This is a genomic window from Enterobacter sp. 940_PEND (assembly GCF_001059415.1).
GTDB classification, from domain to species: Bacteria; Pseudomonadota; Gammaproteobacteria; order Enterobacterales; family Enterobacteriaceae; genus Enterobacter; species Enterobacter cloacae_M.
Genome location: NZ_JUMS01000088.1, coordinates 12750 through 25535 on the forward strand (window position 1 = coordinate 12750; position 12786 = coordinate 25535).

Annotated in this window: 8 protein-coding genes; 1 reads left to right on the forward strand and 7 read right to left on the reverse strand. The window is 61.4% G+C overall.

Features of this window, described 5'->3' with window-relative positions:
• The 7 genes from ADJ24_RS12090 to nasR form a co-directional block, all read right to left on the reverse strand.
• Complete coding sequence (locus ADJ24_RS12090) at nt 1-1407, reverse strand: YchO/YchP family invasin (protein WP_023312113.1); 1407 nt, start codon at nt 1405-1407, stop codon at nt 1-3.
• A 47-nt stretch (nt 1408-1454) separates the two neighbouring features.
• Nucleotides 1455-3980, reverse strand: coding sequence for a nitrate reductase (locus ADJ24_RS12095; protein ID WP_023312114.1), 2526 nt, complete (start codon nt 3978-3980; stop codon nt 1455-1457).
• Entirely contained in the window at nt 3977-7963 is a 3987-nt protein-coding gene (gene nirB, locus ADJ24_RS12100; protein WP_023312115.1) for a nitrite reductase large subunit NirB, read from the reverse strand. Before nirB ends, ADJ24_RS12095 begins: the two co-directional genes overlap by 4 nt.
• Before the next feature lie 13 nt (nt 7964-7976).
• Entirely contained in the window at nt 7977-8765 is a 789-nt protein-coding gene (locus ADJ24_RS12105) for an ABC transporter ATP-binding protein (RefSeq protein ID WP_021240347.1), read from the reverse strand.
• A 9-nt stretch (nt 8766-8774) separates the two neighbouring features.
• Nucleotides 8775-9653 carry a nitrate ABC transporter permease gene (ntrB, locus tag ADJ24_RS12110; RefSeq protein ID WP_023312116.1) on the reverse strand — a complete coding sequence of 293 codons (879 nt, stop codon included), beginning with the start codon at nt 9651-9653 and terminating at the stop codon, nt 8775-8777.
• A 2-nt stretch (nt 9654-9655) separates the two neighbouring features.
• The gene (locus ADJ24_RS12115) at nt 9656-10903 is read right to left on the reverse strand and encodes a CmpA/NrtA family ABC transporter substrate-binding protein (protein ID WP_023312117.1); all 1248 of its coding nucleotides are present in this window, start codon (nt 10901-10903) and stop codon (nt 9656-9658) included.
• A 229-nt stretch (nt 10904-11132) separates the two neighbouring features.
• A complete protein-coding gene (gene nasR, locus ADJ24_RS12120; RefSeq protein WP_023312118.1) occupies nt 11133-12317 on the reverse strand; it encodes a nitrate regulatory protein NasR in 1185 nt (394 codons plus the stop codon).
• A 72-nt stretch (nt 12318-12389) separates the two neighbouring features.
• Between nasR and ADJ24_RS12125 the strand changes: the two genes are divergently transcribed.
• Nucleotides 12390-12743, forward strand: a complete 354-nt coding sequence (locus ADJ24_RS12125; protein ID WP_008499522.1) for a DsrE/DsrF/TusD sulfur relay family protein — start codon at nt 12390-12392, stop codon at nt 12741-12743.
• The last annotated feature ends 43 nt before the right edge of the window (nt 12744-12786 follow it).

Consider the following 12786-nt stretch of genomic DNA (forward strand, 5'->3'; position numbering starts at 1 on the left):
TTACTCCTCCGGCAGAAGCTTCCAGCGCGGGTCGTTGTCGGGCAATGCGACCAGCGGCTGCACGACGGTCAGCACGATCTCATTGGACGAGACGCGCTGGCCTTTCTCATCTTCCACCACCGCCGACAGGTGCCAGCGGTTTGTTGCCCCTTCACCGTCATTCCAGGCAGGCATAATCACACTCCAGCCGTCGCTGCTGTTGCTTTTGGCCGGCGACGTCAGGCTCAGCGCCTGCGTATCCCCCTGCCAGTGGATCTGACGAATGCCGTTCGCGCTGCGAACCTGAAGCTTCAGCATAACGGTCTCGCCCCCTTTCAGATCCCACGGCGGCGTTGCAAGCCAGACGGACAGCGTTTTACGCTGGCGGAACTCCATCACCGGCAGGCTATTGCGCTCCGGCGAGTCGTAGCGGCTTCCGCGCAGGGAGCGCGTGGCGGCGACTTCACCGGCGGAAAGCTGCTTCACCAGCGGCACGCCAAAGCGATAGTTGAGCTTCAGCCCAAGGTTATTCTGGCTCTCGCCACTTTCGCCCTGCTTGTGCGCGGCGGTCAGGGTGACCAGCGGAACGGGGGTATAGTTAAGCCCCAGATTCACCGCCACCGGATTGTGATAGCCCGTTCCGCTGTTGAAGAGATCGACGTTATCGCCAAAGTATTGCTCGAAGCTCACGCTGGTATTCAGATGATGGAACCACGGCAGCCAGGCTTTAGCGGTGACGTCATATCCGCGCGCCATACGCTGCTCCTGGACGTCGGAGCGGTCGCGCCAGCCGGCAAAGGGCTGATAATAGTTCGCTGACAGGCGCAGATTTTCCCCCCACGCTTCCGCGCCCAGCCCGGCACGCTGCAGATTTTCATCCAGGAGGTTATCGTAAAAGGTGTTGTAACCCAGCAGCCATTTCCCGGCGATCCAGCGCTGACCAATTCCTGCGTTACTGACCAGGCCATCCGTCTGCTGGGTCAGGCCAAGCTGGCTCCAGCTCAGATAACGGTTGTTATCGTTCCAGGGGATAAACCAGCTCCCGCTGCTGCCGTTAAATTTGCCATCGTTATCCACCAGTAGGTTCACGCTGGCGTTCCCCCAGGGCGAAAGCCAGGATTCAATCTGCTGGTTCACTTCGCCGCTCACCGCGTCGCGCACCTGGCCAAACGCAAACTGACGCGCCTGCTCGCCCGTTGTCAGGCCGTTGTCGGTCATGCTGGCTTCACCAAAGGCTTTCGCCATTTCGGCCAGGTGTTTTTCCCCCTCCCCGGTTGGGGCGGCCATACCGAGGTCAGGCAGATTATCCCCGTCATTATCAAAGGGATTTTGTGCCTGCTGGATAAAGGAATTCGGCGCACCGTGAACGGCTCCGACCGTAAGAAGGGGGAGTAAAAACAGCAAACGAATGCGGGACGATACAGCCATCAACGTCGTCAATAAGAACCTGTGTTTATGAATAAACTCTTATTATGTTAACGCGATAAGCCCTGAAATGCAGTCCTGGCGGACATTTCAGGATTATCCTGAAACAGCCCTTTCAGCTCCGGCACGCAGGAACCACAGTTCGTACCACAGCGCAGCGTCGCCCCCAGCGCGTTGATGGAATCACACCCTCCGACGATCGCCTCCCGTATCGTATTCTCCCCGACGCTGAAACAGCTGCAGATGATGCGTCCCGGATCCGCTTCCTTCCCGACGCTCTGTCCGTTCAGCAAGGCGTGACGTTCTGAGGCCAGCACGGGTGGGGATTGAAAAGCGGCTTCAATCACCGTATGCGCCAGCGCCGGTAACGCAGTGCCCTCCCAGAAGCCCAGCATCAGCTGGCCTTCATGCCAGGCCAGCACGCTGCTGCGTTCGCCGGTTTGCGCAACGTGCAGCTGCCAGCCCCGGACGCCGGCGTAATCCATTACCCACGACAGCAGCGGTTGATCGCCCGCCACCGTCAGGCGTGAGGCTTTACGCCACCAGTAAGCCGAAGAGGGCATTTCCGGCCATTCCCGGGCATAGAGTTCCCCCTGCCAGGCGGGCTGCCACGGCAGAATTCTGACCGCGGTTTGTTTACTCTCCGGCTGGCCAGAAACCGGATCGCAGCGCCCTTCCACCAGCGCATTCACCTTTCCCTGGCGGGAAAACTCAGCGTTCCAGTGCATCGGGGCAAACGCCTCGCCTTCCCGTATCCCGTCATTGATTCGTACTCTGACGACCATCACGCCGCGCGGCGAGCTGATGCGCGCCAGCTGGCCGTCGCACAGGGAAAACCGAACCGCGTCTGCGGGGCAAACCTCAACAAACGGTTCGGCGATATGCTGCATCAGTCTGGCCACGTATCCTGTTCGCGTCATTGTATGCCACTGATCGCGGATGCGTCCGGAGTTGAGAATCAGCGGGTACAACGCGCTGACCGTCGCACCGTGCGACAGAGGGTTAACGGGAACGATGTTTCGGCGCGGAAAATTCCCCGTCGGCCACTGATAAGGCTCAAGCTGATCCCACTCCTCACGGGTTAGCGCAGCCAGTTCATGAAGATTAAATGCCCGCGCGCCGTCATTTTCAAAGGCCGTCAGCGCCGCATGTTCGCAAAAAATCTCGTGCGGATGTTGCCAGGCAAAGGCCTCGCCGTAGCCCAGCCGTTTCGCCATCTGCGCGACGATCCACCAGTCCGGCTTCGCTTCGCCCGGCGCGGGCAGAAACGCGCGCTGGCGTGAAATGCGCCGCTCGGAATTGGTCACCGTCCCGTCCTTTTCTCCCCAGCCCAAAGCCGGAAAACGGATATGGGCGAACCGGCTGGTGTCGGTATCGTTCATCACCTCAGAGACCATCACCAGCGGGCAGCCCGCCAGCGCCTGACACACCGCGTGGCTGTCCGGGAGCGACACGGCAGGGTTGGTGCCCATAATCCACACCGCCTTCACCTCACCGCGGGCAATCGCGTCAAACAGCTCCACCGCCATCAGGCCCGGCGTCTGCGCCAGCCGTTCCGTTCCCCAGAAACGCGCCACCCGCGAAAGATCGTCCGGCTCAAAGTTCATGTGTGCCGCCAGCTGGTTCGCCAGTCCGCCAACTTCCCGTCCGCCCATCGCGTTTGGCTGTCCGGTCAGCGAAAACGGGCCGCAGCCCGGACGGTTGAACTTCCCGCTGGTAAGATGAACGTTAATGATGGCGTTACACTTGTCGCTGCCGCTGGTGGACTGGTTGATCCCCATGGTGTAGAGCGTGATGGCCCGGGGCGCCGTCATAAACCAGTCGTAAAAGGTGCCAATATCCTGCGGCGAGAGGCCGCAAAACGCCGCCACGCGCTCAACGGGCCACTCATCCGTTCCCTGAATCACATTAAGCAGACCGACAAACAGCCCGGAGTCGCTGCCGGGGGCGAGCGCCAGATGCAGGTCAGCAATATCACAGGTGGCTGTTCTGCGGGGATCGATTACCACCACCTTCATCTGCGGGTTGTCGTGCTTCGCCTGCACCAGCCGCTGATAGAGCACCGGATGCGTCCAGGCCGCGTTCGAGCCAGCCAGCACCACCAGATCGCTGTTTTCCACATCCTCATAGCTGCACGGCACCACGTCTTCGCCAAAGGCGCGCTTGTAGCCCACCACCGCCGAGGACATACAGAGCCGGGAGTTAGTATCGATGTTTGCCGCACCGATAAATCCTTTCATCAGCTTGTTGGCGGCATAGTAATCCTCGGTCAACAGCTGGCCGGAGGCGTAAAACGCCACCGCCTGCGGTCCCCATGTGTCGATAATCTCCCGCAGACGCTCCCCCGCCGCGTTCAGCGCCTGCGCCCAGTCCACCTCAAGTCCGTCAACAGCGGGGCGCAGCAATCGCCCCTGTAACCCCGTCGTTTCCCCCAGGGCCGATCCTTTCACGCACAGGCGACCCAGGTTCGCAGGATGGGTTTCATCTCCCCGAACGCTGACCGCTTCACCTTCCACGCTGGCAACTACGCCGCAGCCGACCCCGCAGTAGGGGCACGTTGTCCGGGTTTCCGTCATGAAGCCTCCGCACGCATTACCAGGGCGTCGCTGCCAACCCATACCTTGCCGTTTTCAATTTTCACCGGCCAGGCGCGCACCGCGGGTTCGCCGTTCTCTACCTGACAGCCGTCGCGCAGGCGAATGCGCTGCTTATACAGCGGTGAAATCACCACCGGCTCGCCCGACGCATCGCCAAGAATGCCGCGTGAAAGCACGTTCGCCTCGCCGCCCGGCTCCCGATCGTCGAGGGCGTAAACGGTTTTGCCAAAGCGGAAGAGCGCAATCGGCTTACGTCCAAGCCGCGCGCCGATGCCCGCCTGCTCGGGGATATCGTCGATGCCGCAGATTTCCTGCCAGCGCTTGCTTTCATCCGGCGCGGTCTCGTTCACCGTCGTGCGGAACAGCGCCAGGCGGTTGGGATTGCTGAGCGTGGTTTGCCATTCGCACTGGTAGGTTTCCACCACCCGGGCCATCTCCTGCTCCAGCTCGTGGGCGATGCCAAGGCTGTCGTTGAGGATCACCTCGCGCAGATAGTCGAGGCCACCCTCAAGGTTGTCCATCCAGGTGCTGGTGCGCTGCAGGCGATCCGCCGTGCGGATGTAAAACATCAGGAAACGGTCGACGGTGCGGATCAGCGTTTCGTCGTCCAGATCGCTGGCGAAGAGATCCGCGTGGCGCGGCTTCATCCCGCCGTTGCCGCACAGATAGAGGTTCCAGCCTTTATCGGTGGCAATCACCCCCACGTCTTTGCTCTGCGCCTCCGCGCACTCGCGGGTGCAGCCGGAGACCGCCATTTTGATTTTGTGCGGCGCGCGCAGCCCCTTGTAGCGGTGCTCAAGCCTGACCGCGAGGCCGGTGGAGTCCTGCACCCCGTAGCGGCACCAGGTTGAACCGACGCAGGATTTCACCGTGCGCAGGGATTTCCCGTAAGCGTGCCCGGTTTCAAACCCGGCCTCGACCAGCGCCTGCCAGATCTCAGGCAACTGTTCCAGAGTGGCGCCGAAAAGGTCGATTCGCTGTCCGCCGGTAATTTTGCTGTACAGGCTGTAGCGTTTCGCAATCTGGCCGATGGCGATCAGCCCGTCGGCGGTCACTTCCCCTGCGGGCATGCGCGGCACGATGGAGTAGGTGCCGTCCTTCTGGATGTTGGCGAAGTAGCGGTCGTTGGTGTCCTGCAGCGGCAGGTGTGCCGGTTTCAGCAGATACTCGTTCCAGCAGGAGGCGAGCACCGATCCCACCAGCGGCTTGCAGATCTCACATCCGTGCCCCTGTCCGTAGCGGCTGATAAGCTGGTCAAAGGTGCGGATATGGTTGACGCGCACGAGGTGGTAAATCTCCTGGCGCGAGTACGGGAAGTGCTCGCAGATGTCCTTTTTCACCTCCACGCCCTGCTCCGCCAGCTGGAACTCCATCACCTGCTTCACCAGCGCGCTACATCCCCCGCAGCCGGTCGCCGCTTTGGTGCACTGCTTAACGGCGCCGATATCCGTCGCGCCCGCGCTCACCGCCCGGCAGATATCGCCTTTGCTGACGTTATGACACGAACAGATCTGCGCGCTTTCCGGCAGCGCCGCCACGCCGAGCGCTTTTGGCGCGCTGCCTGACGACGCGGGTAATATCAGCGTTTCCGGCTCTTTTGGCAGGGCTATCCCGTTAAGCATCATCTGCACCAGCGTGGCGTATTCGCTGGCGTCACCCACCAGCACGCCGCCGAGCAGCGTTTTGCCGTCGTGGCTGACCACGATTTTCTTGTAGATTTGCTGCGGACCGTGCGTCCACTGATAGCTCAGCGCCCCCGGCGTGCGCCCGTGAGCGTCGCCGAACGAGGCCACGTCCACGCCCAGCAGCTTGAGCTTAGTACTCATATCCGCGCCGGTGAAGGTTTTATCCTCTCCCGCCAGCGCGGCGGCGGCCACCCGCGCCATCTGATAGCCGGGCGCAACCAGCCCGAAGATTTTCCCCTCCCACAGGGCGCATTCACCAATGGCCAGCACGTCCGGATCGGAGGTGCGACAGCCGTCGTCAATGCAGATCCCGCCGCGTTCGCCGATAGCCAGCCCGCTGCTGCGCGCCAGCGCGTCCTGCGGACGAATGCCGGCAGAAAAGACCACCATGTCCGTTTCCAGCTGTTCGCCATCGGCAAAGCGCAGCACCAGCCCGCTGTCCGCCGTGGCGATCTCCGTTGTCGCTTTACTGGTGTGAACGCCGACGCCCAGCGCCTCAATTTTCTTGCGCAGCATCGCCGCGCCGTCGTTGTCGAGCTGGACCGCCATCAGGTTGGGCGCAAACTCAACCAAGTGGGTTTCCAGCCCGAGCTGCTTCAGGGCATTCGCCGCCTCCAGCCCGAGCAGGCCGCCGCCAATCACCACGCCGCGGCGCGAGCCCGCCGCATGTGCAGCAATGTTGTCCAGGTCGTCAAGGGTGCGGTAGACAAAACAGCCCGGCAAATCGTTGCCCGGCACGGGCGGCACGAACGGGTATGAGCCGGTCGCCAGCACCAGCTTGTCCCAGTGGGTTTCGTGCCCGCTGGCGGTGCGCACCACGCGCGCGTCGCGATCGATAGCGACGACCTGCTGCGACAGGCGCAGCTCAATGCCGTTGTCGACAAAGAAATCCCCTTCCACCAGCGAAAGCGACGCCGCGCTGCGGCCGCCAAAATATTCCGACAGATGCACGCGGTCGTAGGCGGCATAGCGCTCCTCGCCAAAGACAACGATCTGATACTGCTGATGCAGATTGCGGTTCACGCAATCTTCGAGGAAATGATGGCCGACCATACCGTGCCCAACCACCACCAGAGTAGGTTTTGTCATAGCATTGTGTCCTGCAACCTGCGGTTGCGTAGTGAAACGATCGAACAGCCAGTCCGCGTGGGCGGGCGCAGCCGTTGCCAGTAAATCGGTAAATGTTGCCGCGCTGCGGCAGTCGCCCATCAGCAGTACGCCAGCCAGCGCCTCTTGATTGATCAGTAAACGGCGATAGTGACGGGTCAGCGGATCCCATGCGCTCCAGACCACGTCGCCCTCCTGCACTGCCGCGCGACCGAGACTGAACAGCTCCACGCCGGTCACCTTGAGGCGCATCCCGCTGTCGGTCAGGGTAAACGGCGCGGTGACGTCTCCGGCCAGCCGGGCGGCAAGGATATCCGCCTGCGCCAGACAGGGGGCGACCAGGCCAAACGTCTGGCCGTCAATTTCGCAGCACTCGCCAATGGCGTAGACGTCCGGCTCGGAGGTTTGCATCTGGCGATCCACCACGATGCCGCGCGCGCAGCGAATGCCGCTGGCCTGCGCCAGCGTGACGCTGGGCTGCACGCCGGTCGCTAGCACCACGCGCGCGGCGGCGATACTGCGTCCGTTAAGCAGCGTCACGCTATCTCCGTTCACCGCTGCGATGCCAGAGACGAGCTCACAGCGCACGCCCCGCGCCGCCAGCGCCTCTTCCAGCAGCATTCCCGCCTGCCGATCCAGCTGCTGCTCCATCAGCCACGGACCGCGATGAACAAGCGTGACCTCGTCACCTGAACGCGCCAGCGCAGCCGCCGCCTCAACCCCGAGCACGCCGCCGCCCAGCACCACCGCCGGACCGACGATCGCCTGAATGGCCCGGGTATCTGCCAGGGTACGGAACGTGAAGACATGCGGCGCATCGCAGCCGGGAATTGGCGGAATAGAGGGCGTTGATCCGGTGGCATACACCAGCGCATCCCAGCCCAGCGTGCGGGCGGTGGTTTGCACTTCCCGCGCGTCCACGTTCACGGCGAGCGCCTTTTCGCCCCGCAGCACCGTCACGCCGCGCGACTGGTACCATTCGTCACCCTGAAGGCAGATGTCTGCAGCCTGCTTTTCACCGCCCAGCACCGGCGAAAGCTGGATGCGGTTATAGGCATGCTCCGGCTCATCACCGATGACGGTAATTGCGAAACGATCGGCAGCACGCCCGGTGAGCGAGGCAATCAGCCGCGTGGCCGCCATGCCATTTCCGATAATGACCAGTCGCATCAAAGCCCCCTCGCTACGCCGCTTTTGGCTGCTTTTCATAGAGGAAATGCAGGATCTGCTGGCGCATGTGGTGATAGCGGCTGTCGTCCGCCAGCTGCACCCGGTTGCGCGGGCGCGGCAGGTCAACGTGCAGGATCTCCCCGACGGTCGCCGCCGGGCCGTTGGTCATCATCAGCACGCGATCGGAGAGCAGCACCGCCTCGTCCACGTCGTGGGTAATCAGCACGATGGTGGTGTTCAGCGCCTGCTGGATCTGCATCACCGAGTCCTGCAGATGGGCGCGCGTCAGCGCATCCAGCGCGCCGAAGGGTTCATCCATCAGCAGGACTTTCGGCTTCATCGCCAGCGCGCGGGCAATCCCGACGCGCTGCTTCATGCCGCCGGAGATCTCCCCCGGGCGCTTGTGCAGGGCGTGCCCCATCTGCACGCGGTCGAGGTTGTGCTCAATCCACTCCCGGCGCTCCGCCTTGCTCATGCTGTGGCGAAACACGTGATCGACCGCCAGGGCCACGTTGTCGAAGCAGGTGAGCCACGGCAGCAGCGAATGGTTCTGGAATACCACCGCGCGCTCCGGGCCCGGCCCGGCAATTTCGCGGTTGTCGCAAATCAGCCCGCCTTCCGTCGGCAGCGTGATCCCAGCGATAAGGTTAAGGAGCGTCGATTTACCGCAGCCGGAGTGCCCAATCAGGCTGACGGTTTCGCCCTCATGGATATCAAAGGAGACGTTCTGCAGCGCCAGAAATTCGCCGCTGGCGGTGGAAAAACGCTGGCTCACGGCCTGGACCTGGATTAATGGTTTCATGTTCGCTCCTTATTTTTCCTGCCAGCTAAAGCGACGGGCGATCAGCATCAGCCCCTGCTCCAGCAGCAACCCGACCACGCCAATGATGACGATGGCGATGAGAATGTTTTCGACGTTGAGGTTGTTCCACTCGTTCCAGATCCAGAAGCCGATCCCTAAACCGCCGGTGAGCATCTCGGCGGCGACGATCACCAGCCAGGCGATGCCGATGGACAGACGCACCCCGGTCAGCACCGCGGGCAGCACCGTCGGGAAGAGAATGCGGCGCATGATGGTCCACTCGGAAAGCTGCAGCACCCGGGCGACGTTAAGGTAGTCCTGCGGAATACACCGCACGCCTTCGGCGGTGTTGATCACCATCGGCCAGATGGAGCAGATAAAAATGGTCCAGCTCGACGCGGGCTCCGCTTTCTGAAACAGCAGCAGGCCGATGGGCAGCCAGGCCAGCGGGCTAACCGGGCGTAACAGCGCGATCAGCGGGCCGAACATGCGAGAGAAAAAGGTGAAGCGACCAATCAGGAAGCCGAGCGGGATCCCGGCGAGCGCGGCCAGGCCAAACCCCACCGCCACGCGCTGTAATGAGGCGAGCACGTTCCAGCCGATGCCCATGTCGTTTGGCCCGTCGCGATAAAACGGATCGGCAAACAGGGTGATGGCGGAATCGAGCGTGCTGAGCGGCGTCGGGAAACCTTTGCTGTTAATCGCCGCCAGCTGCCAGAGCACCACCAGCAGTCCCAGACCGAGAAACGCCGGGATGATGCGCTGAAGGATCGCATTAATCCGACGCGCAAACGTCGGCGTACGGCGGCGAACCTGCACCGAAGGCAGGAGAAACACCTCTCCACTCTCCGGCGTCTCGTGTGAATTCGTCTTTTGCAGATGCTGCATAATCAGGCCCCTTTACGGTGAATAGCGAAACGGCTGGCGTATCCTTCCGGATCGGTACCGTTCCAGACGGTGCCGTCCATCAATGTGCTGCTGCGTAATGGTGAAGTCGGTGTGCTGATGCCCCCCAACGCCGTGGCGGCATCCTGCCAGACCGCGGTCTGGTTAATGCGCTGTGCAATACCCGCGTAGTCCGGCGCGGATTTGAGCAAGCCCCAGCGGCGGAACTGGGTTAAGAACCACATGCCGTCTGAGAGATATGGGTAGCTGACGGCCCCCTCGTTGAAGAAGCGGATCGGGTGCGCGTCCTGCCAGCGCTGGCCCAGGCCGTTGTCGTACTCGCCGAGCATGCGGCCGGTGAGATACTGTTCCTTGCAGTTGAGCCACGCCCGGCGGGAGAGGATCCTCGCGGTCTCGCGCTTGTTTTCCGGGGAGGCTTCGATCCAGCGCGCCGCCTCCAGCACCGCGCTGACCAGCGCCCGCGCGGTGTGCGGGTTTTTCTCCACCCAGTCGCGACGCGTGCCGAGGATTTTTTCCGGATGATCGGCCCAGATGGACTGCGACGTGGCGGCGGTAAAACCGATGCGGTCGTTGATGGCACGTGCGTTCCACGGCTCGCCGACGCAAAAGCCGACCATGTTGCCAACGCGCATGTTCATCACCATCTGCGGCGGCGGCACCACTACCGTGCGCACGTCGTCAAAGGGGTTAATGCCCGCGCTGGCCAGCCAGTAGTACAGCCACATGGCGTGCGTCCCGGTCGGGAAGGTGTGCGCGAAGGTGTAGGTGCCGGGCGCCTGCTGCCCAATCAGCTTTTTCAGCCCATCGAGATCGCGAACGCCCTTCTCCGCCAAATCGCTGGAGAGCGTGATGGCCTGACCGTTCTGGTTGAGGGTCATCAGGTTAGCCATCTGCTGCGACTTGCCGGCGATGCCCAGCTCCAGGCCGTACAGCAGGCCGTAAAGAATGTGTGCGGCGTCCAGTTCTCCCGCCACCAGCTTGTCGCGCACCGCCGCCCAGCTCGCCTCTTTGGTGGGCACGATGGTAATACCGTATTTTTTATCAAAGCCTTTCAGCGCTGCGATAACCACCGGGGCGCAGTCGGTCAGCGGGATAAACCCGATGCGCACCGTTTCCTGCTCCGGTTTATCCGAGCCTGCCGCCCATGCGGCCTGCATGATACCCGGTAACAGCATTGCACCACTCGCCAGCACGCTGGCCTGCAAAAAACGCCGTCTCGACAAATCCGCCATGACCACTCCTGAAAAAAAACCAAAAAAAAAAGCGCCCACGATGCCGAAGCACCAGTGGACGCCTTTATCCCGAAGACGCATGCGCCGCCGTTGGCGCATCGTCAAAAATGGTTAATCTGATAATGCAAAGTGAATGCCAGGTTTTAACCCGCTTTTTCCGGGGCGCTAACCGAACTCCCCTCGCCTGCACGCACCTTAATCAGGCATAAAATGCCCGCTGACCGTGCAGCTACTCCTTTGGTATTATCTGCCATAAATTCTTCACCATCAGCAGCGCGCGGGCGATATCCACCATCCTTTGGTTCTTGTCCATCGCCATTTTGCGCAGCGCCGTCCAGGCCTGTTCCTCACTCATATTCTGGTGGGTCATCAGCAGGCTTTTCGCTTTATCAATGACTTTGCGCTCTTCAAGCGTGTCGCGCAGCGATGCAAGCTGGCGCGAGAGCTGTTCTATCTCGCGCGCCTGCTGGCGCACCAGGGTGAGCAACGGTTTTTCCGGATACTGTATCAGCGGATCGTCCTGCTCATCGGCGGGAGGCACGTACTCATCGTTACGGTAAATACGCTCGTCCACCGCCGTCATCAGATCGGCGATGAGCGTCTCCTCCAGCGTGCGCAGATGCTCAAGGCGCGCGGTTTGCAGAGCAAACCAGGCCAGAGCGGTAAGGCCATCATCCGCGGCAGGCTGGCGGGTGCAGGCCACGCGCCGGAGTTGCTCCGTTTCAAGATCGGGCTGACAGTGCAGAGAAAAGGTGGTCTGGACGTCAGCGGAGCTGTGTGAGAGAAAAATTTCAAAGCAGGCCTGCTGCCCGTCGATGCGGTCAACCAGCCTCTGGCGAGTCACATCATCGAAAAAGCCCTGCGTGAAGCCAATCGCTCCCAGGGCCCGTTCCTGTCCCGCCAGCTCTTTCCCCTGCATCAGGCTATAAAGGGCAACAAAACGCCCGGCGATTTGCGGATCGTCAATGCTGTCATTGAGCTGCGGTACGATACTGAGCAGATGGCGAAGCATGCGGGAGTAGTGTTCCATCGCCTGCGGCGCCGTTACCGTTTGCTGAATAACACCGTCGCGCAGCGCGGGAAGCATATCAAGGCTCAGGAGCGCGCCGCCGATGCGTTCACAGACCGTACTTCCCGGGATCGGCGACTGTTTTTCAAGAATGTCATAAAGTGCAGCGAGGTTTTCATCCACCAGCGCCCGGCTGGCTTTGCATTCAGGAGCGTAGAGCTTACCCTGTGAACAGAGCCAGACGTTGGACGCCCCACGCTCGCACTGTAACATATGCACCAGTTGGCTAATGCCGTGCACAAGCACGCCAAGCTGTGCCAGCTTGCTGAGCTGCTCCCGGCGCATCATCCTTGCGCGCTCGAGCCATTCGCCAGCGCCTGGCGAAATGCCAGCCATTAATGTCATGCTTACTCTCCAGAACAGCTAAACTTGGAAAAGCTAAGCAATATTCGTGCCTTTATAAGAACAGGAGTCAACATGCAAAAGATTGTGATCGTCGCCAACGGTGCGGCTTACGGCAGCGAATCCCTTTTCAACAGTCTGCGCCTGGCGATTGCGCTGCGTGAAAAAGAGAGCGACCTGGCGTTACGACTCTTTTTAATGTCGGACGCGGTCACCGCGGGGCTGAAGGGTCAAAAACCGGCAGAGGGCTATAACATTCAGCAGATGCTGGAGATCCTCACCGCGCAAAACGTGCCGGTGAAGCTGTGCAAGACCTGCACCGACGGCCGCGGCATTACCGGTCTGCCGCTGATTGATGGCGTAGAGATTGGTACGCTGGTTGAGCTGGCCGAGTGGACGCTGTCCGCCGATAAAGTATTAACTTTTTAATAATAAACCCGTAAAAATATTATTTTCTTATGGACGCGGTTTC